27 protein-coding genes are annotated in these 26,010 nt (G+C 37.5%); 9 read left to right on the forward strand and 18 right to left on the reverse strand.

Going from position 1 to position 26,010, the window contains the following annotated elements:
- Positions 1–3 precede the first annotated feature (3 nt).
- The 4 genes from CS937_RS02720 to CS937_RS19325 form a co-directional block, all read right to left on the reverse strand.
- Positions 4–822 carry a phosphotransferase family protein gene (locus tag CS937_RS02720; protein ID WP_176555721.1) on the reverse strand — a complete coding sequence of 273 codons (819 nt, stop codon included), beginning with the start codon at positions 820–822 and terminating at the stop codon, positions 4–6.
- A 43-nt stretch (positions 823–865) separates the two neighbouring features.
- Positions 866–1,507 carry a YdbC family protein gene (locus CS937_RS02725; protein WP_099156953.1) on the reverse strand — a complete coding sequence of 214 codons (642 nt, stop codon included), beginning with the start codon at positions 1,505–1,507 and terminating at the stop codon, positions 866–868.
- 28 nt (positions 1,508–1,535) lie between these two features.
- On the reverse strand, positions 1,536–2,513 hold the full coding sequence (locus CS937_RS02730; RefSeq protein ID WP_099156954.1) for a quinone oxidoreductase family protein: 978 nt from the start codon (positions 2,511–2,513) through the stop codon (positions 1,536–1,538).
- Between the two features lie 148 nt (positions 2,514–2,661).
- On the reverse strand, positions 2,662–2,832 hold the full coding sequence (locus tag CS937_RS19325; RefSeq protein ID WP_176555722.1) for a hypothetical protein: 171 nt from the start codon (positions 2,830–2,832) through the stop codon (positions 2,662–2,664).
- Between the two features lie 146 nt (positions 2,833–2,978).
- On the opposite strand from CS937_RS19325, the gene CS937_RS02735 reads away from it, so the two are divergent.
- A complete protein-coding gene (locus tag CS937_RS02735; RefSeq protein ID WP_099156955.1) occupies positions 2,979–3,899 on the forward strand; it encodes an SDR family oxidoreductase in 921 nt (306 codons plus the stop codon).
- Between the two features lie 237 nt (positions 3,900–4,136).
- Here CS937_RS02735 and CS937_RS02740 read toward each other — a convergent pair whose 3' ends face one another.
- Positions 4,137–4,496: a hypothetical protein gene (locus CS937_RS02740; RefSeq protein ID WP_099156956.1), complete on the reverse strand. Its 360-nt coding sequence runs from the start codon at positions 4,494–4,496 to the stop codon at positions 4,137–4,139.
- A gap of 203 nt (positions 4,497–4,699) precedes the next feature.
- On the opposite strand from CS937_RS02740, the gene CS937_RS02745 reads away from it, so the two are divergent.
- Entirely contained in the window at positions 4,700–5,083 is a 384-nt protein-coding gene (locus CS937_RS02745) for a MarR family winged helix-turn-helix transcriptional regulator (protein WP_245835676.1), read from the forward strand.
- Positions 5,083–5,484 (forward strand): rhodanese-like domain-containing protein, encoded by a 402-nt coding sequence (locus CS937_RS02750; RefSeq protein ID WP_099156958.1) that lies wholly within the window; start codon positions 5,083–5,085, stop codon positions 5,482–5,484. Before CS937_RS02745 ends, CS937_RS02750 begins: the two co-directional genes overlap by 1 nt.
- 56 nt (positions 5,485–5,540) lie before the next feature.
- Here the strand turns inward: CS937_RS02750 and CS937_RS02755 are convergent, their stop codons facing one another.
- Positions 5,541–5,954, reverse strand: coding sequence for a DUF4181 domain-containing protein (locus CS937_RS02755; RefSeq protein ID WP_099156959.1), 414 nt, complete (start codon positions 5,952–5,954; stop codon positions 5,541–5,543).
- A 343-nt stretch (positions 5,955–6,297) separates the two neighbouring features.
- On the opposite strand from CS937_RS02755, the gene CS937_RS02760 reads away from it, so the two are divergent.
- The 4 genes from CS937_RS02760 to CS937_RS02775 all read left to right on the forward strand — a co-directional run bounded on the left by CS937_RS02760 (position 6,298) and on the right by CS937_RS02775 (position 10,882).
- The gene (locus CS937_RS02760; RefSeq protein WP_099156960.1) at positions 6,298–7,806 is read left to right on the forward strand and encodes a spore germination protein; all 1,509 of its coding nucleotides are present in this window, start codon (positions 6,298–6,300) and stop codon (positions 7,804–7,806) included.
- Entirely contained in the window at positions 7,803–8,945 is a 1,143-nt protein-coding gene (locus CS937_RS02765) for a Ger(x)C family spore germination protein (RefSeq protein ID WP_099156961.1), read from the forward strand. Before CS937_RS02760 ends, CS937_RS02765 begins: the two co-directional genes overlap by 4 nt.
- Positions 8,946–8,979: 34 nt before the next feature.
- Positions 8,980–10,065, forward strand: coding sequence for a GerAB/ArcD/ProY family transporter (locus tag CS937_RS02770; protein ID WP_099156962.1), 1,086 nt, complete (start codon positions 8,980–8,982; stop codon positions 10,063–10,065).
- A gap of 337 nt (positions 10,066–10,402) precedes the next feature.
- A complete protein-coding gene (locus CS937_RS02775) occupies positions 10,403–10,882 on the forward strand; it encodes a carboxymuconolactone decarboxylase family protein (protein WP_099156963.1) in 480 nt (159 codons plus the stop codon).
- 260 nt (positions 10,883–11,142) lie between these two features.
- Here the strand turns inward: CS937_RS02775 and sigJ are convergent, their stop codons facing one another.
- Both sigJ and CS937_RS02785 read right to left on the reverse strand, forming a co-directional pair.
- Positions 11,143–12,009 (reverse strand): RNA polymerase sigma factor SigJ, encoded by an 867-nt coding sequence (gene sigJ / locus CS937_RS02780; RefSeq protein ID WP_099156964.1) that lies wholly within the window; start codon positions 12,007–12,009, stop codon positions 11,143–11,145.
- Positions 12,010–12,305: 296 nt separating this feature from the next.
- Positions 12,306–13,157 (reverse strand): aldo/keto reductase, encoded by an 852-nt coding sequence (locus CS937_RS02785; RefSeq protein WP_099156965.1) that lies wholly within the window; start codon positions 13,155–13,157, stop codon positions 12,306–12,308.
- A gap of 491 nt (positions 13,158–13,648) precedes the next feature.
- On the opposite strand from CS937_RS02785, the gene CS937_RS02790 reads away from it, so the two are divergent.
- On the forward strand, positions 13,649–14,788 hold the full coding sequence (locus tag CS937_RS02790; protein WP_099156966.1) for a glycerate kinase: 1,140 nt from the start codon (positions 13,649–13,651) through the stop codon (positions 14,786–14,788).
- A 190-nt stretch (positions 14,789–14,978) separates the two neighbouring features.
- Here the strand turns inward: CS937_RS02790 and CS937_RS02795 are convergent, their stop codons facing one another.
- On the reverse strand, positions 14,979–15,245 hold the full coding sequence (locus CS937_RS02795) for a plasmid pRiA4b ORF-3 family protein (protein WP_218012832.1): 267 nt from the start codon (positions 15,243–15,245) through the stop codon (positions 14,979–14,981).
- 310 nt (positions 15,246–15,555) lie between these two features.
- Between CS937_RS02795 and CS937_RS02800 the strand changes: the two genes are divergently transcribed.
- On the forward strand, positions 15,556–17,298 hold the full coding sequence (locus CS937_RS02800; protein ID WP_099156967.1) for an ABC transporter ATP-binding protein: 1,743 nt from the start codon (positions 15,556–15,558) through the stop codon (positions 17,296–17,298).
- A gap of 509 nt (positions 17,299–17,807) precedes the next feature.
- On the opposite strand, the gene CS937_RS02805 is transcribed toward CS937_RS02800, so the two are convergent.
- The 9 genes from CS937_RS02805 to hxlB form a co-directional block, all read right to left on the reverse strand.
- Positions 17,808–18,413, reverse strand: coding sequence for a bifunctional 2-keto-4-hydroxyglutarate aldolase/2-keto-3-deoxy-6-phosphogluconate aldolase (locus CS937_RS02805; RefSeq protein WP_099157760.1), 606 nt, complete (start codon positions 18,411–18,413; stop codon positions 17,808–17,810).
- A gap of 21 nt (positions 18,414–18,434) precedes the next feature.
- Entirely contained in the window at positions 18,435–19,205 is a 771-nt protein-coding gene (locus CS937_RS02810) for an SDR family oxidoreductase (protein WP_099156968.1), read from the reverse strand.
- 18 nt (positions 19,206–19,223) lie between these two features.
- Positions 19,224–20,453, reverse strand: a complete 1,230-nt coding sequence (locus CS937_RS02815; RefSeq protein WP_099156969.1) for an enolase C-terminal domain-like protein — start codon at positions 20,451–20,453, stop codon at positions 19,224–19,226.
- An 11-nt stretch (positions 20,454–20,464) separates the two neighbouring features.
- Positions 20,465–21,481, reverse strand: a complete 1,017-nt coding sequence (locus CS937_RS02820) for a zinc-binding alcohol dehydrogenase family protein (RefSeq protein WP_099156970.1) — start codon at positions 21,479–21,481, stop codon at positions 20,465–20,467.
- A gap of 20 nt (positions 21,482–21,501) precedes the next feature.
- The gene (locus CS937_RS02825; RefSeq protein ID WP_099156971.1) at positions 21,502–22,776 is read right to left on the reverse strand and encodes a TRAP transporter large permease; all 1,275 of its coding nucleotides are present in this window, start codon (positions 22,774–22,776) and stop codon (positions 21,502–21,504) included.
- On the reverse strand, positions 22,773–23,264 hold the full coding sequence (locus CS937_RS02830; RefSeq protein ID WP_176555723.1) for a TRAP transporter small permease: 492 nt from the start codon (positions 23,262–23,264) through the stop codon (positions 22,773–22,775). Before CS937_RS02830 ends, CS937_RS02825 begins: the two co-directional genes overlap by 4 nt.
- Before the next feature lie 63 nt (positions 23,265–23,327).
- A complete protein-coding gene (locus CS937_RS02835; protein ID WP_099156973.1) occupies positions 23,328–24,326 on the reverse strand; it encodes a TRAP transporter substrate-binding protein in 999 nt (332 codons plus the stop codon).
- Positions 24,327–24,431: 105 nt separating this feature from the next.
- Positions 24,432–25,442, reverse strand: a complete 1,011-nt coding sequence (gene allD, locus CS937_RS02840) for an ureidoglycolate dehydrogenase (RefSeq protein ID WP_099156974.1) — start codon at positions 25,440–25,442, stop codon at positions 24,432–24,434.
- A 14-nt stretch (positions 25,443–25,456) separates the two neighbouring features.
- Positions 25,457–26,008 carry a 6-phospho-3-hexuloisomerase gene (gene hxlB, locus CS937_RS02845; protein ID WP_099156975.1) on the reverse strand — a complete coding sequence of 184 codons (552 nt, stop codon included), beginning with the start codon at positions 26,006–26,008 and terminating at the stop codon, positions 25,457–25,459.
- Between the last annotated feature and the right edge of the window lie 2 nt (positions 26,009–26,010).

Genomic DNA, 26,010 nt, shown 5'->3' on the forward strand with positions numbered 1-26,010 from the left:
CAATCAATAATTGCTTCTCCATCTTTCTACCCATTTGTCAATTCGCACAATATCTTCCGGTAATAATGCGCCTGCTAAATCTCGTTTTAACCGAAGACCAGCCCACACGTTAAATAATGGCAAGAACTTTACTTTTCCAAAAGTACTTTCATATCCTGCTTGCCATCCCTCTTCAAAAGTATTAACCACGCTAGAGTCAACATATTTATTTGCTTCTAACTGTAATATCGATAATGTCCGTGCAAAGTCGAATCTTGAATCACCAGTCGAAGCATTCAACCAATCTATAACTCCAGTAATTTTCTCTCCGTCTGTAAGAACATTTAGAGGATGAAAATCCAAATGAAGTAAACAATTATTTTTCAGACTAGGATAGGATAGTTTAGTAAAAATTTCTTTCTCATCTCCTTGTGGGACAAACCATGGCGAAGTTCCACTATCATCATTTGGTGAAATTTTATGTATAGTTGCCTGAACGCGTCCAAATTCAAATCCTATCTTTTTTGCATTACCTGGTCGTTGTTGCAGTTCCGCTAAAATTGTTTTTCCTGACACCCATTCCATTAGCATAGCTGCATAACCTTCATATGTGATTATGGAATTCACAATTGGTACTGGTACCCCATTATCCCCTGCCAGTTCAATTATTTTCTTTTCTTGGATAAATTGTTGGTATCTATCGAATGGCAAGACACGTAATGCATAGCTTGCCCTATCTTGTACATTAATTTTAAATACAGAACTGTCTCTTCCTCCAACTATCTTATTATAGGAGACATAGGATGAGATTCCTAGTTGATGTATAATTTTGTCAATGTTCATCATTACCCTCCTTTCTTAATTCCTAATTTTGTTTAAAAGGTAGTCAATTCGCACAAACCCGCCATGATTCTTCAACTCGGAATTGTTCTCCATCAAGTTCCTTAACATCTTGTTCTGGCTCGGCTATTTTTCTTAACTCAGGAAAATACTTACTCCTATAAACTTGATGAGATGCTGAATCTTTCCATCCTGTAAGAACAAGAAATTGTCGTTTATGATGTAGTGAGCGTGCAAATTCTCCTCCGTACATCCCTTCTACTTGTTTCATTCCAGGATTCCAAATGGTTCGTTGCATTTCTAAAAAATGGTTCGTTCTGTCTTTCTTTACATTTGATAGTGCTGTCCGGAAAAAATTCGAATGTTTCACAACCGCTTTGATATCTTGCCTTGAACCTGAAATTCCAAATTCTTTCTGAAACAGGTCTACATTTATAGAGGCAAATGTGCTCCCTTGACTAGAACTTACATATACTTGATCATGTTCATTTTCCATAAAATAATTGTATACTTCCTCATCTTCCCAAAATGAAAAAATACAGGCTGTTTGTGTATCTTTTATACTCCAGCCACCAATTTGCCCCAAGAAGCCTTTACTATCACGAAGCACGTTCCATTTCTGTTGGGCTTCGGAGAAATTCCGTGCATCATTGACGTTTACATTACATAAAATTCGTTTAATTAACATAAGTTTCACCTCTAGTTACAACAATTTCCTAATGCCCCCGAACATTTAACACAATCTTCCCAATACTTTTCCTGGACTCTAGCAGTTCATGCGCTTTTTGCACTTCTTCAATTGGAAATTCCGCACCAACTTTAATCGTTAATCGTTTATTCGCAATGTATTCCACTACCTGTCTACTAGCTTCTTTTAATAACTCTGGTCGTTCCTTTCGTGTTGTTCCTAAACTGAACCCTAAAACTGACCGACAGCTTGAATGGAGTTCATTCGTATGAAAACTTCCAATTTCTCCTCCTGAATTGCCAAAATGAACAAGCCTGCCAAACTTAGCCAAACATTGTATACTCTGTACTGAAATTTTTCCAGCTATAGAATCCAGTATAATATCAGCACCAATGCCATTCGTTACGTCATTAACATGTTTAGAAAAATTATCATATAACATGACATGATCAACACCCGCTTCTTCCACAATGGAAAACTTACTTTCATGGCTCACGGTTCCAATGACTGTTCCTGCACCTAATAATTTTGCAAGTTGGATAGCTGTAGTCCCTACCCCACCCGCTGCTGCGTGCACAAGTACAGTATCACCTTTTTGCAGACGTGCTACATCCATTAATAGTTTATAAGAAAGAATCGAAACAGTAGGACAAGCCGCGGCTATTGTAAAATCTATTTCATCCGGAATAACAAATGTCAATGCTTGCTTGGCAACAACGTACTCGGCATAGGAACCATTTGCAGGAAAAGCGATCACCCGTTGTCCAATAGCTAGATCTGTCACTTGATCACCTACTGAGGTAACTACCCCTGCCACATCGAGACCAATCCCCATTGGAAAATACGCATCACCCTTTCGACCTGTCCGTTTCTTTATATCAGCAAAATTAACACTTGTTTTTTCGACTCGAATCAAAACATCGTTTGACCCAACTCGAGGCATATCAACTTCTTTTATCTTTAATACCTCTGGTCCACCAAACTTCTCAATAACCACACGCTTCATAACAATAACCTCCTCCACATACCATTGTAAAATAATTTCTGCATAATTAATAATAGTAAAAAATTATCGGAATGTATAAGCTGAAGTGGGACAGGGGGTCAGTCCCCTTGTCCCACAATAAGGGAAATGGGACTGACCCCCTGTCTAATTAAATTACTGGATAATACTGCTCGTATCTTGGATTACAATAATAGGGTGGTCTTGGTCCTATTTTAGGTACTTCCCATTTATTGGGGTTATTATCGTATACCATTTCTTCTTTTGCTTTTGAATAGTTAATTAATAATAATCTTACTTCAGGATCGTAATAATATTGCATCTCAGCGTCCTCCTACAAAATCTTTTTCCTTTTATCCTATTCCTTTATTCACTTATTGATCATGTACAGGGTACGGATGCACGATATTCGCCAATTTAACATAATGTAGTTGGAGATTCGTTTTATTTAGGAGGATGGACCAAACGATGTCTGAAAATAATAAAACCAACCGCAAAGTGTATCCGATGTATCCAAATTACGGAAAAATCACGCGCTACGAGGATATTGCAATTACAGTTCCTGAACAACGCCAATACCGCCAACCCGGGATAGAGCGTTTAATGGTACCTGAACCAATTATCGAAAATCCAAATTATAAAGGTAGTGAAAAACTAGTAGGAAAAGTGGCTCTTATCACAGGAGGAGATAGCGGTATGGGAGCTGCGGCTGCGATTGCTTTTGCAAAAGAAGGTGCAAATGTAGCCATTTCATACCTGGATGAGCATGAAGATGCTACTCGAACTAAAAACAGAATTGAAGAGATTGGACAACGCTGCCTATTACTTCCAGGCGATTTAAGAGACAAACAGCAATGTGTCGAAATTGTTGAAAAGACAGTTGACAGTTTTGGGGAACTTCATATTCTTTGTAACCACGTTGGTATTCAGTTTCAGCAATTAAGCTTACTAGATATCACTGATGAACAATTCGATGAGACATTTAAAGTAAATATTTACTCCCACTTTTACACGACTCGCACAGCACTTAAATACTTAAAAGCCGAAAGTTCCATTATTAATACATCATCTGTTGTAACATTTGATGGAAATGAACAATTAATTGATTACACAGCAACGAAAGGAGCAATCATTGGATTTACCCGTGCATTGGCCAGCAACCTGGTGGGTAAAGGAATTAGAGTAAACGCCATTGCCCCCGGGCGAGTATGGACTCCTTTAATTCCATCTAGTTTTTCTGCAGACCAAGTAGCACTTGCTGGTAATCCAATGGATCGACAAGGTCAACCATTTGAAGTTGCACCTACATTTGTCTACCTTGCATCTGATGATTCACGATTTGTCACTGGGCAAACACTACACGTTAACGGGGGCCAAGTATTTGCCTAGCATCCTAGCTTCCCCTACAAAAACTCTTGTACTAGAAGCCTCATTATTTTTGCATAAAGCTCACTGCCCCAGCGGTTATTCACTATTTTAGTTTTGTCGGCTTATTGAAATAATTTCTACTATGTACTAGGAAGAATACAACAAATTTTAATAGAGCACTTAGACTGCTAAAATCAAATTTTTCCAATAAAAAATGCCTCTAACAAGAGAACGATTGAGTATTAATCTTATCTATACTCAATCTGCAAAAGAACGAACCAACATGTTACCCGCTAATACCGACGAAATCATATGTGTTTCAGGCAACAAGAAGATATTAAGGTAAAAATTTTCTGATATTCCAAACCATATTACCCAATAGATGTTTGGTATAAAGACAAAAATAGCCAACACAACTGTTGGAATAAGGAGTTTCCAGTTAAAGGTGAACTCCCTACTGATAAGTTTTTCTAAACCTTTCCATTCCATCAAAACACCAAATAAAAATCCCCACAAAGCCATTGTAATCTGAAGTGTAAATGTATCATCTGAAGCTCGCTCCCCTGCTACTTGCAGTTCATAATAATCATCAACCATTAAATAAAGCAGGGCTACCATTCCTAAAAACTACTGCTAACGCATCAAATAATTTATTGATAATTGTCCCCCCTTTAAAATCCGTCTTATAAAAATCCCATGTAATTGTTTGACATTTCAATATAATCAGTTATACTGATTATATAATATACTGATTAACGGAGGTGATTCGTATACTTCTTAACAAGTCATATGGTTTTTTGCTTGCAAAGGTGGAAGAGGAGATGGAATCGCGATTTATAGATAAACTTTCCTCTTTAAAATTAAGCGCTAAACAATACGGAATTCTTCAATATTTGGATGAAAAACCTAATTCTTCTCAAAAACAAGTAGGTGATGCGTTACAAATTGATCGCACAACAATGGTTTCACATATTGACCATCTGGAAGAAATGGAATATGTTCGGCGAACGAGAAATCCAAACGACAGAAGATCCTTTGTATTAACAACTACAAAACTAGGTCAACAAAAATTAGAAACAGGACGAAATCATATCGAAAATATTGAATTAGATGTCCTCTCAAGTCTTACGAATAACGAACAAGAAGCATTAAAAACGATTCTATTAAAAGTGTGGACGGACATCTATACAAAAGGAGGAAAATGATGAATCGAATGGAGTACTTTAAAGCAAGATTGGAAGCAACCATGAGTCCAATGGGATATCGTAATGCAAAGAAAGAACACCCTGAAAATTTCGTACTAGTGGATGTCAGGGTTGGCCCAGACGAAATAAAAAAAGAGAAAATAAATGATGCGCTGGTTATTCCTTTGAACGAAATACAGGACAGAATGGAAGAGCTTCCCAAGGAAAAAACCATTGTATTATATTGTTGGGATACATGGTGCACACTTGCAGCCAAAGCAGCTGTTGTGTTACTGGAAAATGGTTTTGACGCAAAAGAGCTCTATGGCGGGTTAGCCGCTTGGAAAACACTCGATTTTCCGACAGAAACATTGTCGAAATTAGCCACTCATACAGGAGAAGGTATACAGTGCGGATGTTAAGCGGTGATCAATTTTTGGATAGTGGGACAATGAACCTGTCCCCCTGTCCCACTCAGTTAAAGGTTTTTATCGATCCAAAATAATACCCAAATAAGGACAACGAATGTTAAACCAATCTCGATCAGTGAAACGACATAATTTTTCCGATTCTCTGCATATTTCCATTCAACATATGTTTGAAAGCTAAGTTGAATTATCATACAAAAGATTGATATTGTAATTGCGATAAGCGGTTTGCGCATAAATACTATTGCCACTGCCATAAGAACGAACATAAAAACTATGCGCAATAACTTATCACCTTTTTTATGAAAGTCATTGATATAGTTATTCGAGAACCACTTCCTTCTTTCAGCCCCAATAATACGACGAATGATAGCTGGAATTCCACTTAAGAGGAAGATAATTGCTCCCATTATAACAATAAAATCCCTCCAAAATCCTGGCTGTGGTCCATAGTACTGTTCCATTTAAATCAACTCCGTTTTTTTCACATTTCCTAAGATGAAATACAGATATTGCCTCTCCCTATCGGATTTAATTTCGATTATTTCAAATACTTGTATAAAACTCAATATATTTCCACAAAAAAAGAACACGCTCATTTAAGAACGTGCCCTCAAGACTAATGTTCCTGTACAAATAATTCGATTTGGATTTGAAAGCTTACATTATAACAACTCCATTCCTATTATAATAAATAGGAGTTTATCCGAAGTATTGGATAACTTAGCATTCTTGTACCCTCTCATAATTGTATAAATAAAATTGGGTACAATACTAATTAAATCAATACGAAGGGAGAAGGCAATAATGGGTTTGTTTAAAAAGTCATATATAAAAAATAAATCAAAAACCAACAACCCATCCAAAGAAAACATAAGTCAAAACATTGACAAAAATATTATAAAAAATGAGCAAATTTTAAAGGACATTTTTCAGAATTGCTCCGATATTATGTACCGTAAAATTACAATTCATGGTCAGAACAAGCTGTTATTGATCTACGTTGATGGGATGGTCGATGTAGATATCATTATATCAAATATTCTAAAACCATTAATGTACGAAGGGCTGCCTCAAGGGCTTGGTTCAATCGATAGCGTCGCCCAAATGTGTGAGGAAAAGCACTTATCCGCTTTACAAATCAAGAAGCTTTCTGATTTTGGAGATATAACGGATCATATTTTAAAGGGAAACCTTGCTATATTAGCCGATAAAGAAACAACTGCATTAGTCGTCGATGTCAAAAAGTTTGAAACAAGAAGCATAGACGAGCCTGCCAACGAGCCGTCTCTACGAGGATCCAGAGAGAGCTTTACAGAAAGCCTGCGAACAAATACCACGATGTTACGGAGGATAATTGTAACACCCAAGCTGAAAATCGAATCAACAACAATCGGAAATCTGACACAAACCGAAATTGCTGTTGCCTATATAGAGGGAACTGTTTCCATGACTGTTTTAAATAAAATTCGTGAAAGATTAGATCGAATTCAAACCGATCGAATTTTAGAATCGGGCAATATCGAAGAATTTATTGAAGAAACCCATTTTTCTCCCTTTCCGCAACTATTGAACAGTGAGCGTCCAGATGTTGTTGCCTCTAGCTTGCTTGAAGGAAGAGTGGCGATATTAACCAATGGATCCCCGTCTACACTTATTGCTCCAATGACGTTTTGGGCTGGATTACAGGCACCTGACGATTATCATCAACGCTTTATATTTGTATCTCTAGTTCGATGGATTCGATACGTATTTACCATTATATCGGTACTATTGCCTTCATTATATATTGCATTAACTAACTTTCATCCTGAAATGATTCCCCCTGTACTGATGTTGAATATAGCAATACTGCGAGAAAGTGCACCATTTCCAACGGTGATTGAAGTTCTTATGATGGAGATCGTGTTTGAGGGGTTGCAGGAAGCTGGCATTCGTTTACCAAAACAGATTGGCCCCCTCGTAAGCATCGTTGGGGCATTAGTCATTGGGGAAGCAGCTGTTAACGCTGGAATCATCTCCGCTCCTGTAGTCATTATCGTGTCGACTGCCGGAATTGCATCGTTTATCATTCCACGGTACAGCTTCGGTTTTCCTATGCGGATGTTACGATTTCCTTTATTACTCCTTTCTGGGATATTTGGTTTATTCGGTATAGCAATCGGGATCATTGTGATTATCATACATCTAATTCATCTTAATCCATTTGGAGCACCTTATCTATACCCGGTAACTCCGTTTAACAAGCGAGATTTCAAAGACGTATGGATACGGTGGCCACGAAAACTTGTAAAAAAAGGAGGCGATAAGGCGTGAAGAGAACTACCAATCTTTGTATTGCATTCCTCTTTTTATCGGTGACAACCGGCTGCTGGAATCTTGAGGAACCGGATCAACTTTCATTTGTTACAGGAGCAGGGTTAGATTTAACAGAGGATGGAAAGTTGGAAGCGAGTTATCTAGTCGTGTTACCCGCGTCTCTTGGAAGTGGACAGATCAGCGGTGGAGAAAATAAAAATAGTTTCCAGGTGATGAGTGCTACTGGAAAGAACGTTTCCGACGCGATGGTGAACGTGCAGTCAAAGCTTTCCCGGAAAGTGTTTTCTGGGCACCGCGATATCTTTCTTGTTGGACAGCGGTTAGCCGAGCATGGAATGGGCAAAACAATCGATCCGTTCCTGCGAATTCCAAAATCAGAGATGCGTTCCATGATATACGTTGTGAAAAACGGTAAGCCAAAAGACGTCTTTTCTATTGTACCGTTTTTTGATCGATTTATAACAACGTCACTCTCTGATGAGCAAAAAGCAATAGGGTTGAAGCCCTATCTAGCCCGTGAATTTGTAGTAGATGTATTGAGTGAAGGAAAACAACCTCTAGTCCCAGTAGTTGGTTTAAATCCGTCTGGCCATTACAGCTATCGAGGCTCTGGCATTTTTAACAAAGCTGACAACGTGAAATTAGTAGGATTTTTAAATATGAAAGAAACAGCATATGCGCGTTGGATTACAAACGATCTAACCAGAGTTACCCTTACTTCTTCCATTCCTAAAGAGGATGGAAGCATAAGTTTAACGTTACATTCCTTAGATCAGAATATCCATGTCCAAAAAATCGATGAACAATTACAAATTACCGTCCAACTCTCTGGCAAGGGAACCATTATTGAAAACACTACGAATTTAGATCCAACTAAGCAAAAGGATCTCCAACTCATACAAGATGAACTTAATCAAAAAAACCAGAAATTGGTCCATAAGATAATCAAAAAAGTTCAAGAGGAATACAAAATGGACATCTTCGGATTTGGCGAACAGGTTCATCAACAAAGCCCTCAGCAGTGGAAATCCCTAAAGCAAAATTGGACCGAAACCTTTTCACAGCTAAATGTCTCCGTTAAAGTTGACCTTCAATGTACGAATCTAGGTCAAACCGATTCATCTATTTATCCTTAATTCCGGTTTGTTCTAAAAGGAGTTGTAAGAACGCATGAAACTTTCAAGAATACAAGTTGTTTGGATTATTGTAACGACTTTAATTATTGCGATGATTGGGTTACGAATTACGCCTGCGATCCAAATTGCAAAACAAGATGCATGGCTCTCCATGTTGGTTGGTGGCATCGTAAGTATACCTTTAACCCTTCTTGTTGTTCATTTAAGTATTCTTCACCCCAATCGAACATTGATCGAATTTGGCCAAACCGTGCTGGGCAAATGGTTAGGGAGAACAATTGTCCTTCCGTATCTCATTTCCTGGTATATACTTCCGGCCGTTTTACTTCGTTCATTTGGAGACTTTATCCATCTTATTATTCTTGACCAAACTCCTGTATGGATCATCATGTTTCTCTTAATCAGTGTCGTGACTTATTTGACCTATTCCTCAGGTATTACAGGAATCGGCCGATTTTGTGCTCTGGTGGGTCCTATCATTGTGTTCACGTTACTTGTCAGCTTTATTTTAAATGTACGAAACGTCGAATGGCATCATTTATTTCCTATCTATACCGATTCTGGTTGGATAGACATTTTAAAGGGATCGCTTCCTCCTGCTTTTTGGTTTGCTGGACCATTCATTTTATTGGTTATTGTCGCATTTATGGAAAAACCGAAAAAAGCGATTTCAACAGCTATGTTAGGAATAGGCATTACTGTTTTCATGGTCTCTGCTGCCACACTTATGGTGCTATTGGTTTTTGGACCAGATTTAGCAGCGAAATTAAGGTTTTCTTTTTTTGTATCTATCAGAACGATTGATATTTTAGATTTCATCCAAAACATCGATATATTGATTGTGTTTATTTGGGTTTTCGGAGTAACTGCCCAATTATCATTATATTTTTTTATCGCAAGTTATGAAACGGCACAGTGGTTCAAGGTGAAGGATTGGCGAAAATTCATTTGGTTCGGTGCACCAGCTATTTTTGTTATGGCTATTTTTATACCGAATGAGGCGACAATTACATTATTCAGTAAATTTTGGACATCTGTGGTATTCCCTATTTGTGGTATCGGTATCCCATTTTTATTATGGACCATCTCGGTCATCAAAAGAAAATCTGTAAAACTGTAAATTCATCTGAAACTGAAGTGGACCTATTTTGATTCTATCGTAATTCTTAATATTAGTTAGTCTGATGTTTAGTTCTGATTGACCATACACAACCTTGAAAACAGCCTTATATTTATAACATGAGGAATGATTTGTCACAAAATAAATCATTGCATCGTTATATAGTTGAGTGGGATAAATGAAAGGAGGCGAAACCATCGTTAAAGTAAAGCTGTAACTTTAAAAGCGACATTTTGGCGAATTCGTTACTTTAATTTTTGGTAATTATCTTGTTCGTTATACGCTTAAGTTAATGTGTACGGAATACTAATCTTAACAAAGGAGATGTACAGCAATCATGACACAACGTATTAATTACATGCAACAATCACCAGAATTTTTCAAAAAGATGATGGAGCTCAGTAATGCCGAGAAGGAGAGTTCAATTGAGGAAAAAATCCTACATCTTGTTCACATAAGAGCTTCACAAATGAATGGATGCGGTTTTTGCCTAGATATGCATATCAAACAAGCCAAGATCGATGGCGAGAGCGAGCTTCGCCTTTACCACATCTCGGTTTGGCGAGATTCAACACTGTTTAGTCTACGCGAACGTGCTTCACTGGAATGGACTGAAGCGTTAACTAAATTGCCTGAGAAAGGTGTGCCTGATGATATTTATGACCGTGTTAGTGAGCAGTTGTCTGAAAAGGAAATTTCGGATCTAACCTTTTCCATCATGGCTATCAATGCTTGGAACCGCATTAACGTCGCTTTAAAAACTGTACCAGGGTCTGCTGACACAGCGTATGGATTGACGAAAGCTGGCCTAAGCTAGACAGCAGCTCGAGAGCACAGTAAGCGTATGTCTCGCCAGTCGCTTATATTGTGGAAAATGGTTCAAACGTTCTCAAACCGTAACTCAGCGTGAAAGACTTTAATAGTTTCTACAAAAAATACCCTTAAGATGGTTTACTTTTTTAAAGTATCCATCTTAAGGGTCATAAAGCAATTAGATACGAATGCTATGAGAGTAAATTTCCCCTAGTGAATCACTCACACTATAATCTCTTATTCTTTTTCATATCTTTGTTATAGTTATTCTATTCCTACACGCTTTAGCTTGTCGGGGTTCCGGACTAAATATAAATTACGAACTAAACTTCCCTCCACATGAAGGATAGCTATCGTATGAATGCCTTCGCTTGAACGAAAAATAAGAGCCGGTTGTCCGTTAAATTGGCTGATATCTATCTGTAGAACTCCCTCTATCATGGATGATTTGCGTAAACCACCAAACAAAAAACGTGAAACATGATCTCGTGTTTTGATCGGATAAACAGCAGCCGATACTTTTCCGCCCCCGTCTGTGACCAGCACAACATTTGGATCCAGCATAGATACGATTTGATTTGGGTTCCCTTGTTTAAGTGCTATTAGAAAATCATGAACTAATTCTTGAGTGGCTGCTTCGGCATGAATTGGCTCTTCTGGTGCAACCCCCATCTTTGATCTCGCACGACTTAACAGTTTCCGGCAATTCACCTCACTTTTTTCAATGAGTTCGGCAATCTCATTAAAATCAAAACCAAGCGCCTCACGAAGAACAAAAACAACACGTTCCGTTGGTGTCAGCCTTTCAAGCAGTACAAGCATTGCGTATGACAATTGATTATCGCGGTCTACAGATGCCATTGCATCTACATCCAAGCTACCAAGAGGCTCCGGAAGCCATTCTCCAAAATATTGTTCCCGTTTCTTACGTGCTGATTTTTGTATATCACGACAACGATTGGTTACCATTTTACAAAGATACGCTTTAGGTTCAGTCAACTTCTCCAGTGGTACATCATATAATTTTAAAAAAACATCATGTACAACATCCTCTGCATCAGAAACCGAACCTAACAATTGGTAGGCAAGTTTAAACAACAACCCTTTGTATTGCTTATACAATTCTTGCATCATTTCACTTCCATTCTCTATCTGTTTGCTAACTCGTAGCAGTGCTACAAATATAACGATTCGAGAAGTAATTTTGTGACAAAATCCAGAGTTGTTCCGTAATTTTATACATAACCTATCCTACTTCTTTCTCAATATGTATGTCTTACATTAATTTGTGAAAACAATAACTTCATCGCGAACCTGCTCGGAGACGGTTTTTGCTTTAAAACGGAATTTAAGAAACGCCGTTATTGACGATCTACTTATTGAAGTTTTCTTCCAATTAATATATTTTTCCCATTTAAAAGTTCCTTTTACCGTTCTACTTTCATTGTACCTAGTGATTTAACCATTACTGGATCTCTATGAGAGAAGAAACTACTTTTATCTTTATCAAGTGTAGCAATTGTCTTCATGTCATTTTCACTTAACTCAAAATCCCAAATAGTAAAATTTTGTGTGATACGTTCTTCATGAACGGACTTAGCAAGAGCTGATATTCCCCGTTGGGTTAGCCAGCGAAGAACTACTTGAGCGACTGATTTGTTATATTTTTCACCAATTTCCACTAACACTTTATTTGTGAAGAGACCATTTTTTCCTTCCGCAAATGGTGCCCACGCTTGAACCGCAACATTGTATTCTTGGTGTACCTTTAAAGATTCTTCTTGTTGCAAGAATGGGTTTACTTCAATTTGATTCACTTGTGGAGTGATTTCATTGTGTACAATTAAATCAACCAAACGATCTGTATGGAAATTACTAACGCCAATGGAACGTATTTTTCCTTCTTTATAAAGTTCTTCAAGTGCGCGCCAAGATCCATAAACGTCTCCATATGGTTGGTGAATTAAATATAAATCAAGATATTCAAGCTGCATGAGTTCGAGCGTTTTTTCAAATGCTACTTTTGTAGCTTCATAGCCTGTATCATTAACCCAAAGCTTTGAAGTAACGAATAATTCTTCACGAGGTACACCACTTTTCTTGATTGCATTACCCACAGCTGATTCGTTCATGTAAAGTGCTGCTGTATCTATCAAACGATAACCAGCTTTAATTGCTTTAAGAACACTTTCTTCCGCTTGTTGGAGATCAGGAATTTGGAAAACTCCAAACCCATTAAGTGGCATCTTTACACTGTTATTTAATGTTACATATTCCATATTTTTTACCCTCTTTCTATTAAAGTTAAGTTTAGTATAAACCTTGGAGTGCACTCTAAGACAATAGCTTGCATCTCTCTTCCTAACTGGTAGTATCAATGCTACTACAATAATGATTACTAAAACAGTATGACACTATTGCCTTTTAATGTAACATTTACTTGAGTTACTAATCCACTAACTAGCTGCTAAACTTGAAATTGCTACTAATTTTTTTCCTACATATTCGTCTACCAAACTGGTTATCCCTTCTTCTTTAATTAAACTTCGCCATATATACCAACTTCTAGCTGTTTGTTATAACCGCATGGACATGGATAAAAACGAAAGTGCTTCAAAATTTCTATTTATGAAACTTTTTAAAAATTGTTCTATAATGGAACGTACAATGTAGGAGTGATTCCACAAGGAAATTGTGGGATAAATTATAAAGCACCAGCAGTGCCAACTACATCGCATACTCAATTATTTTCAAAAAGGAGGACCCAGTCATGAATATTGTCGTTGCACCGGATTCATTTAAAGGAAGCCTAACAGCTACGAAAGCCTCCATGACTATCAAAAATGCAATTATGTCACTTGGGAAACAAGATACAGTTATCACCAAGCCAATGGCCGACGGAGGAGAAGGAACGGTTGATGCGTTATTAACCGCATCACATGGAACTAGTATCCCTGTGTCTTGTACCGGACCTTTAGGTGAAAAAATAGATACATATTACGGCATTATAGCTGATACTACCGCCGTTATTGAAGTTGCAACTATCGCAGGACTAGTACAAGTTCCAGTTACCAAACGAAATCCAGATGTAACAACAACGTTTGGACTCGGTGAAGTAATAAAAAATGCACTTGATCACGGATGCAAGTCCTTTATCATCGGGCTTGGCGGAAGTGCAACAAATGATGCTGGACTATGTTTATTGCACGCACTCGGTATGAAAGCGTGGGATCATGCTGGTAATGAAATCGGTATGTATGGTCAGGATTTACTGAACGTATCGCGAATCAACCTGGATACCCTTGATCCAAGATTATATAATGTGAGCATAAAGGTTGCTTGTGATGTGAAAAATCCACTATACGGGGAAAAAGGTGCCAGCGCTGTTTATGGACCACAAAAAGGGGCTACAGAAGAACAGATTAAAGCTTATGATACAGCCGCAAAACGCTTTGCTGAACTAATAGAGGAAGAGCTAGGGAAGAAATTTAGCGCTACACCTGGAGCTGGTGCTGCAGGTGGACTAGGGTTCGCCCTCCTCACTCTCGGTGCAGAACTACTATCTGGTGCAAAACTAGTAGGAAAAGTTTCATCCGTTGAAGAAGCAATCAAACATGCTGACCTCGTTATAACCGGTGAAGGACAAAGTGATGAACAAACTTTATACGGCAAAGCACCTGGGTACATTGCTGATTTAGCAAATAAATATGGAGTACCAGCTGTTCTTATTTCAGGTTCCCTTTCTGGTGACTTGGATCCATTTCTTCAAAAATTTAGTGGTTGCTATTCCATTATTAACCGCCCATTATCAATCGAGAAATGTATGGAGAATGCAGCAGAACTATTATATCTGCAAACAAGGCAAGTGATTCATTTTGTGCACAGATTGAACAATCGAACAAACACCTAACAATCGAAGCATTATCTTTATTTCTTTCACCCATGGCCAAGTTCAGTTCCTACGATTGATAGTAAAAATTTGGGGTATCGGGAAAAATAGTGTGGAAAATCCTACACCAAATACTTTATCTTAATCCCAGTCGGCTTTCGAATTACTTTCTGTAAATTTTTTAGCCGTGCCTCTTGAAAAGGAATTACTTTCATTTGTTCCATAATTTCGTTTCGATTTTTCTTGAAATGCTTGTGATTCTCGTATGCTTCTTCATCATTGTAACACGGATATTTTCAGCGGATAAATCAAAATCATAAAAGTGATAAAAATCGCTTGGATAGCCACCTCTAAAATTTGTCACAGTTTGAATAACATCATGGAGTTTTTTAAAAGTAGCATCGGTCGGCATGATAACTCTTCGATAGATTAGTGGATCAGTATCAGCTAATTCCACTTCGATTTGATATGCTTTCATTTTCTTACCCTTCTTCTAAAGATCCAATGTATTTTCTTCGAGTGTAGCATAAACTAGATTTTATTCCCGGGACAAGGGTCAATCCCTTTATCCCAGACGGGGACTGACCCCTTGTCCCACTTACTCCGAATCAACACTGTTCAAAATATTATAAATCGTTTATAATTTCTATATTAGATACAAGGAGGTAATTTACATGAGAAACATGACAGTTACAACCATACAAACATATAAGGGTGGAACATTAACTTAACTTGTAATGGTGTCCCCCTTATATGTGTTTATTTAAATAACACAAAAGGGGTAAATCATGAAATTTCCAATCAAAAAATTCTTTTCATATTATAAGCCCTATTTAGGGTTGTTTCTACCGATATTGGCATGCGCCCTTATCGTATCTGCAGTTACTTTGGTATTTCCGTTACTTGTTCGGTATATTACGAAAGATGTTCTAGAAGGAGACTTGTCCACTGCGCTGAATCAAGTATATTGGATTGGAGGACTAATGCTTGTTATAGTAGCTATCCAGAATATCGGGAACTTCATTGTGGACTACAAAGGTCATGAACTCGGTGCTCGTATGGAAAGTGATTTGCGCAAAGAGCTCTTTGAGCATATGCAAAAGCTTTCCTTTAGCTTTTACAATAAGGAAAAGACCGGTCAGCTCATGTCTAGATTAACAAACGACCTACTCCTGCTTTCTGAGCTGTACCATCACGGTCCAGAAGACTACATTAAATATCTAGTTCGCTTAATTGGTGCATTTATCATTTTGATTTTTATTAATGCACCATTGACTATCGCAGTATTCTGCTTTCTGCCACTCTTAGGTATCTTTGGATTGTATTTTAACAAGATATTGAACAAAGCATATATACGAAACAAAGAGCGAATTGCGGACGTAAACGGACAAGTAGAAGATAGTCTATCGGGAATCCGCGTAGTAAAATCCTTTGCCAATGAGTATTTAGAAATCGAGAAGTTTACTATTGAAAATAATCGCTTCCTCAATAGCCGAAAGAAAACGTATAAGGCTGAAGCATACTTTTATAATTGTTTTGAAACGATTATTCAATTGATTACCATCACAGTAGTCATCTTCGGCAGTGCCAGTATCGTTAGCAACAAGTTAGATTTAGCGGATTTGATTACCTTTTTACTGTATATCAGCTATTTAATTGAACCCATTCAAAAACTGACTCATATGAGCACGCAGTTTCAAGAAGGAATCACTGGCTTTCAGCGCTTTATGGAAATCATAAATCTGAAACCGGCAATCGAAAATATACCGAACCCCATAACACTAAGAGAGGTACATGGTAAAATTGAGTTCAAGCAAGTATCATTCCGTTACGAAGAGCATTTGGATGATATCTTTGTAAACCTGTCGCTTCGTGTCCAACCAGGAGAGTACATTGCGTTAGTAGGTCCGTCTGGTGCCGGAAAAACTTCATTATGTTCCCTTATCCCTCGCTTTTATGATGTGACAGATGGAGATGTGTTGATAGACGGAATCAACGTTCGTGATATTGATATACAGTCCTTAAGAAAAAGCATCGGAATTGTACAGCAGGATGTCTATCTTTTCACAGGAACAGTGATGGAAAATATTCGTTACGGAAATCCAGAAGCTAGTGATGATGAAATTATCGCTGCTGCCAAGCACGCAAATGCCCATGACTTTATCATGCGTCTGCCAAACGGCTATCAATCTGAAATCGGACAACGAGGTGTCCGAATGTCTGGAGGTCAGAAGCAGCGCCTAAGTATCGCTCGTGTGTTTTTAAAAAATCCACCAATTCTCATATTAGATGAGGCAACAAGTGCTCTAGATAACGAGAGTGAAAGCATTGTCAAGCAATCACTAGAAGCGTTAGCAAAAGGACGTACAACCATTGTCATTGCCCATCGCCTTTCCACTATCCGCAATGCAGGGAGAATTATCGTATTAACGGAGGATGGAATCGAGGAACAAGGTACACACGATACTTTAATTGAACACGATGGTTCGTATGCAAATTTGTATTCCAAGCAGTTTGAATTACAAGTATAAGATATGTGAACAAAAATCGGACTCTTCTTTCTTTTAAGAGGGGTCTGATTTTTTTCTGCTTGATAGATTCCAAAATCAATTAGATTATTTGAGACGGAGACGTATTGGAATTTTTCGAGATCATTTCGTACCTCTTGCAGCTGAGAAAAGTGTAGTAATTATTCTGTTAAGTAATTGGTAAAACAGTAATATAATAAAAAACACTTCCCAATTAAGAAGTGTTTTTCACTGTAAGACAAAGCTCGTTTCAAAGCAGCCTTTTCCTTTTTTATACATGCTTTCCCCTAATTTATTATGCCTGTAACCAGAAAAATCCGCGTGTACTTAGTATAGGCTTTATTTCCATCATGTAGTTTATCTCAAACCCATCGATAGCCTACTGAACCCTCGATAACCCCAACACATTTCCCAATAAAATCTACTTTTTCATGGGGCCAGTAAACGGTGTGATGCCATTATCCTTCAAGGCGTTTCAGCTATATGCAAGATTCGGATTTATTTCTAGCTTTTTACCCTTTTACCCTCAAAAGAAACTCTCTTACCCTTTTTTCAATCTCATCTAAATTTCCCTTTAACAAAGAGCTTCCAACTCCTACAGCCTCAGCTCCATAATTAAACCATTCCTCAACATTATCCAAATCTACGCCACCTGTTGGCATTATCGAAAGTTGTGGTAATGGTGCTTTAAATTGCTTAATTGCTTTTGGACCAAATAAACCACCAGGAAACAATTTAATCATTTGACAACCATTCGAAAGAGCGGTCATCATATCTGTCACAGTCATGCATCCTGGAAGATAAGGTGTTTGGTATAGATTGCACAATAAAGCAGTGTCTTTATCAAAACCAGGACTTACGATAAATTTTGCCCCTGCTTGCATTGCCAGCTTTGCTGTAGTCGCATCCAATACCGTTCCAGCTCCAATTAAAATTTCAGGAAAACGTTTAGACAATGTTACAATAGCTTCCTCAACATGTGGAATTGTATATGTTAATTCAATACTAGTTATTCCACCACGAATACACGCTTCCGAAAACTCAATTGCCTCTTTGCTCGAATCTGCACGAACAACAGCCACAATTTTTGATTCCTTGATTTGTTGTAAATTAGACATTTGCACTGAACTCACTTCCCACTAGATTTTAGTTGCTCCAAAGCCACCATCAACCGTTACCATAGATCCAGTAACAAATCCAGCTGCTTTTTCTGAAGCCAACCAAATAACTGCACCTTGCAATTCTTCTGGATCCCCGAAACGTTTCATAGGGGTATGATCCATAATTGATTTAACACGGTCTTCCGTGAGGATTTTACGATTTTGTTCTGCTGGGAAAAACCCTGGAATGATTGCATTTACTCTGATATGAAAAGGTGCCAATTCCTGGGCCATAAATTCAGTAATACTATTAATTGCTGCCTTGGACGCTGAGTATGTTACTACTTTAGTGAGTGGCGTAATAGATGAAACAGATGAAATATTTATAATGCTGCCACCACGATTCCTTTCTTTGTTTCGGCGCGCAAATTCTTGGCACGTAAACATGACTGCTTTCAAATTAACATCCATTATGTTGTTCCACTCGTCTTCTTTAATATCAAAGAATGGTGTTTGGCTATTTACACCTGCAGTATTTAATAAAACATCCCAACCACCGTAATCTCTATCAATAATATCAGCAGTTTCTTTAATAGAATCTAATTGTTTTACATCTGTTTTTAAAAAGCTCACCTGAACATCATGTTGTTTAATTTCATCTATAATTGAGTTTGCTTTTTTTTCGTTTCTTCCAGTTAAAATTATATCCGCACCACTTTGTGCCAATCCTAACGCCATGGAAGAACCTAGTGTGCTTGTTCCCCCAATAACTACTGCCAATTTTCCTTTTAGATTAAACATTTCATTCATCATTTTACCTCCTCACAACTAATATGCTTTTATAGGATCTGCCCATTTATCGTTTGTATTTGGTAAGGTAGGGAACCAATCTGGCCTTTTTGGATCACGATCGTACGGATACCCACCTAACTCTTGATAAAGTTCCGCATATTCCTGTAACTTATCATAATCAAGTTCAACGCCCAGTCCTGGTTTATCGGGAATTTGTATTTTTCCATCTTGATATTTCATTTTTCCACCTTTTATTACATCGTCTTTTAAATGGTGATAGTGAGCGTCAATGGCAAATGGCATACTTGGTAATACTGCGCCCAGATGTAACATTGTAGCTAATTGCACACCTAATTCTCCTGAAGAATGGACTGCTGTTCCAAGCTGAAATGTATTACAAATATCTGCAGCCTTTATACATTGTCTGATACCGCCCCAAAATGTTGTATCTAGTAAAATAACGTCTACTGACGGATTCTTAATATTCTCCGCAAGCTGTTCAAAATTAACTACAACAGTGTTTGTTGCTAACGATTGTGCTATTTTTTCACGAACCCGACGCATTCCATTTAATCCCCAAGTTGGATCTTCCAAATAATCGTTATTCATCCACTCAGTCTTTTTAGCGAACTTTACACTTTGCTCAACACTTAGAATACAATTTGGATCATAGCGGAATTGGTCACTAGAATACTTCTCACCTATTGCTTGAAAAAGTTCACATTCGTAATCTGGATGAAACACCCCACCTTTTAACTTATGAGACCGAAATCCGTAATCATCTTTTAACTCCTGAACATGATTCAATAACTGTTCCTTCGTTCGTACTTCATTCTCACCATTTTTGTTCGGATAACGGAAAAATAAATAACTAGCAAATTCAACTTCATCGCGCATTTTTCCACCTAAAAGTTGATAAACTGGTACACCCAACTTCTTACCCATAATATCCAAACACGCAAACTCAATTGCAGCTAAAAGTTGTGTACGATTATTGTAAAGTGATGCAGTAGGATTACTTATTTTCCATTTTAATTCTTCAGTATTAAATGGGTCATGGCCAATTAAATAACTCTCAAGCTGCTTAAAAGCCAGTTCAGCACTTTCTCCTCCACCGCCCATTTCACCTACTCCGGTAATACCTTCGTTGGTTTCCACTTCAATTATCGTGCGGACAAATCTTCCCCAATGCACTCCATTGCTATGCCTAAGCGGGGATTCTAAAGGCACCGTAACAGTTGTTGGCTTAATTCTAGTTATTCTCATAATTTCACCTCTTAGAGCTTTATGATCACTTTACGTACCTCTGATGGCATTTCTTCCATTAATTCAAACGCTTCTTCGGTATCATTTAAAGAAAACTCATGACTAACCAAGTCTTTTACATCAAAGTTTTTAGAATTGAATAATTCAACAACCTTAGGAAAACGATGTGTCTGCAATCTTGAACCGCATATCGTCAATTCTTTTTTTGTAATATTAACTTGTGCAATCCGAGATATTTCTACATGAAACCCTAGCAAAACTACTCTTGCAGCAACAGATGTAACATCAATTGCTTGTTCAACTGTTGTTGGTGTTCCAACAGCATCAATTACAACGTTTGCACCCATTCTATTAGTCCAATGAGATAATTCTTTACTGACATCTTTTTCTTTTGGATTTATTGTTAAATCTGCTCCCCACCTTTGAGCAAATTCTAATCTTTCTTGGTTAAAGTCTGAAATCGCCACTTTTGCACCAGCATTCAAGGCCATTTTCAAACAGCATAATCCAATTGGGCCAGCACCAATAATATAAACCATATCATCTTTTTGAATTTGCCCACGATATGTCGCTTGTGCCCCAATTGTAAAAGGTTCGATCAAGGCTATTTCAGACCAGTCAAGTGATGAATCAACACGATGCACAAGATTTTCCGGCATCACTTTTACTTCACATCCGCCACCATCTCTATGGACACCGTAAACTTCTACTTTTTCACATATATTTGGTCTTCCATGTCTACAAGCATAACATTCACCACAAGCCGTCATTGGCTCAATTACCACTTTATCTCCAACCTTCAATCCTGATACCGACTCGCCCATCTCAATGATTTCTCCAGCTACCTCGTGTCCAATAATACGTGGATAGCTAACGAAAGGATTTTGTCCATGAAGAATATGCATATCTGAACCACAGATTCCCATTGCTTTCATACGAATTTTAACTTCATTAGCATTACTTAACGTTGGATTTTTCACTTCAACCACATGTAAATCATGAGGCTGTGTTACTTGTATTGCTTTCACAATTACTCCCCCCAATTAAATTAATCAAATAAACTTGGTAAAAATAATGTTATCTCTGGGATAAACGCAACCAGCATCAAAACTATTAAACTAACAGCAAGAAACGGTAACAAAGCTACTGAGGCTCGGCCGATTGGAATTTTACCGATACTTGATGCTACAAATAAACATACCCCAACTGGAGGTGTAGAAAGCCCAATCATTAAGTTAAGTACCATCATGACGCCAAAATGAACTGGATCCATTCCTATTTGAGTTGCAATAGGTAAAAGAACTGGAAACAAAATAACAATAGCTGCAATAGTTTCCATGAACATACCGACAAAAAGTAGTAATAGGTTAATCAAAAGAATAATGATAATTGGATTCTCTGATATAGACATAATTACATCCGCAATAAGCTGAGGTATTTGTTCACTAACTAAAATCCAACCAAATAAATTTGCAAATCCAACGAGAATCATTATTCCTGCTGCATCTACCACTGAATCCAAAATTATTTTGGGTATTTCCCTTACTTTTAAGTCTCTGTATATAAATAATCCGACAACTAATGCATAAACAACCGCTATTACCGCTGCTTCAGTAGGTGTAAAGAATCCACTTAATATCCCAAACAAAATTACTACAGTCATCAATAAGGCCCAAAAAGCACCCCAAAACGATTTAAATATGACTGATATACTCTGACTCGCCTCACGAGGATATTTGCGTTTTACAGAAATTATATACGTGACAATCATCAACCCAACACCAAGTAATATCCCAGGAATAACACCTGCGATAAATAAATCACCTATGGAAACAGTTGCTAAAGTGCCTAAAATAATCATAGGTAACGATGGTGGAATAATAGGACCGATAGTTGATGATGAAGATGTTACAGCTACCGAAAAAGATGCATCATACCCCTTTTTCTTCATAGCAGGAATTAATACCGAACCAATACTAGCCGTATCTGCAAGTGCTGTGCCTGAAATCCCTGCAAAACCCATTGATGCTCCAACGTTAGCTAATCCTAGACCGCCACGAATATGCCCTACTATATTATTCGTGAAATCTATTATTCTCTTTGTAATCCCCCCTGCATTCATTAGATTTCCTGCCAAGATAAAACCAGGAATACAAAGAAGTGTAAATGAGTTAATTCCTTCAAACATCTTTTGTGGAATAATTGTTAATGAGATATCACCTAAGAGAAGATAAATACATGATGATAATCCTAAGCTAAATGCTATAGGCACACCAATAAATATCATAATTAAAAACGATAGAAATAAAACTAGTGCCATCATACCTCAACACCTGCTTCCTTCTCTTCTGTTGCACTTCCCACTAGAATGTGATAAATATTTACAAAGCTGTATACTGCTAAAAGCACAAGAGTAATAACCATACTAAGATAAATATAAAACATTTCTACTTCAATTGTTGCAGAGGTTTGTCCCTCTCCAAGTAATGAAAAATCATATGCATAAGTTACTAGCATTCCCGAAAACACACCTAATACTAGATAAATAAATGCTTCATAATATTTTTTAAACTTTTTAGGTAAGAAATCAACTAATAGATCCACTCTAATGTATCCTCTTCTCTCCATTGCAACTGGTGCTCCAAAAGCAATAGAGTAAACAAACAAATACCTTGTTAATTCCTCTGTCCATACAAAAGATAACGGTGTATATCTCCCAGTGATCTGAATTAGTACCACTATAATAAGCGCCGAAAATGTTAGAATTGTTAAAAACTCTAGTATCCTAGTTAAAATTTTTATCGCTTTCAAGATGTTTCACCTCTTAAAAAAAGATAAGGGGATAACATCTACTAAAAGATGCCCCCATTATTGTTATTCAGCTGCACTTAGAATTTTTTTGTATAATTCTAACTGCTCTTCTGAAAGACTATTTTCAACAGCAGGTTTCATCGCCTTTGCAAAGGCTTCCTGATCAACCTCAACAAATTCCATGCCTTCATCTTTTAACTTTTGTTCATAACCTTCTGTTTCTTTTTCATAAAGATCCATACCAAATTTTTGAGCCTCTTTTGCAGCTTCTTTAACTGCAGCTTGCATGTCTTCATTTAAGGAATTTAATTGTTCATTTCCTACTACAACATATATCCAGCTACGTACATGCTCCGTTTTATTCACATAATCTTGTACTTCAAATAGGCTACCACTATGGATCAAATCAACCGGGTTCTCTTGACCATCAATGACACTTTGTTGTAAGCCGGTAAACACTTCACTAAAAGCCATTACCTGTGGACTAGCTCCCGCCTTTTCCCATGCATCCATAAATAATGGAACATTAGGGACACGCATTTTAAATCCTTCTAAATCAGCAGGTGATTTAATTGGTTTATTTGATGTCAAATTACGTGGTGCACGTAAATGATAATAAAGGGGCGTTACACCTACCTTATCCTTGATTGCGCTTTCAATTTCTTTACCAATTTCACCTTCTATTACTTTCTTGACATGTTCTTCGTTCTTAAATGCATATGGTACCGCCATAAGAGCCGCTTCGGGTGCCCAGTTTTGCATTGTTTCACCAGAGATAGTCATGTCTACAGTTCCTGCCTCAATACTATTCAATACTTCCGTTTCACTACCCAATTGTTCGTTAGGATAAATTTCGATTTCCAATTTACCATTTGTTTTTTCACTAACTAATTCAGCAAATTTCTCAGCAGTTTTGTGCCATTGGTGGTCTTCATTTGATAAATGACCCATTTTCCAAGTAATCGTTTCTCCATCACTTCCACTTGCTGATTCATCTTTACCACACGCTGCTAGTACAAAAATAAGTGATACTCCTATAAGTAAACCAACTATCTTTTTCATAAAATTTTCCTCCTAATTGTAAAGTTTTAAACTCGATATTCACTTGAAGACTATAAGTAAAATTACTGAGATTCCCCCTTTACTTAGTAAAAATGGACATGTTGCCTATGAAATTAAATACTCGTGTATGCTTTTTGGTACAGGTATACCACTCTTCAAACGATCTTCTTCCTTCACCTGCTCTGGTTCACCTGGTACCATTACTGAATTAAATCCTGTTGCAGGTTCTAACTCATGTAGTTCGTCAATCATTTGATCAACATTATTTAGGAATTGTTCTTTATCAATAAACAGCCCTGGATCTACAGTTAAGATCATATGTCCTAGCCGTCGATAATTTCTATAGTCACCATACATTGTAGCGATATTTGTCCCAAATGCGGATCCAGTCAATATTCCAGACAGAACATCAACTGTCAAGGCTAATCCATACCCTTTTGGGCCGCCAATAGGCAAAAGGTTTTTAACTAAATTAGGATCTGTAACTGGATTCCCATTAGCATCGACACCCCAATTATCTGGTATTGATTTTCCTGTTTCCCTTGCATGCAGAACTTTTCCAAGTGCTACATTACTTGTTGCCATATCCAATACGATTGGCTTGTGATTTTTTGCAGGAAAACCATAAGCTATCGGATTTGTACCAAAGTATGGCTTTGATCCACCGAATGGGACTACCGCACTGTCCGTATGTGTCATGACCATGCTCACAACTTCTTCTTTAGCAGCTTGTTCAGCAAAATAGGACAATGCACCGCAATGACTGCTATTGACGATTCCTACCATACCAATTCCATTTTCTTTTGCTAATCCAATTGCTTTATCCATTGCTTTTTTCATAATCACATGGCCCATACCATTATCACCGTCAAATAATGCTGCAGTTTTACCTCTATTCTCTACTTTAAATTGTGGATTTGGATTCATTCCACCTTCATTCATACGCTTAACATAATGCTCTGTTCTTAAAACACCGTGAGAATGTACACCTCTTAAATCTGCATGTACCAGTACATCCGCTACTATAGCTGCATGTTCCTCACTTACATTCACTTCTGTTAACTTGTTTTTAACTAGTGATTTTAGTTCGTTTTTTTGTACAATTACATCTGACATTTATATCTTCCTTTCTAGTCAAGGTTTGCATGCTGTTCCTTCATATAATCATTAATGTTATCTCGACCTTGTATTAATGAAATAACAATTGCATCTAGTAAGATATGGACACTTTGATCAAATTGATTACCCATCGGTTGCATAGTTGCTGTTTCTACGGGTTGTCTACTTTTTGTTGCAGCAGGTACTCTAATAACTTCATGAGCTGTTTCACCAATGACCGAGTTCTCATTAGTTGTAACTAGTAATATCTTTGCTCCAACTTTTGCCGCTTGTTCCGCCGTTAGTAAAATCGATGTTGTACTTCCAGAGCCACTTATCGCTACAAGAACGTCACCCTCTTGAATACTGGGGGTAACTGTCTCACCTTTGACAAAAACATGATACCCAGCATGCATTAATCGCATTGCAAACGCTTTCCCCATTAGGCCAGAGCGACCTTCTCCAGCAACAAATATCCTGTTTGCCTTACTAAGGGTAACCATTGAAGATTTTATTTGCGAATCATCTAGTTGTTCAGCTACTTCTTTTAATTCTTCAAGTATTTCCAAATGAACTCTCTTCATAG

The sequence above is a fragment of the Virgibacillus ndiopensis genome, from assembly GCF_900187325.1.
GTDB lineage: Bacteria > Bacillota > Bacilli > Bacillales > Amphibacillaceae > Virgibacillus_E > Virgibacillus_E ndiopensis.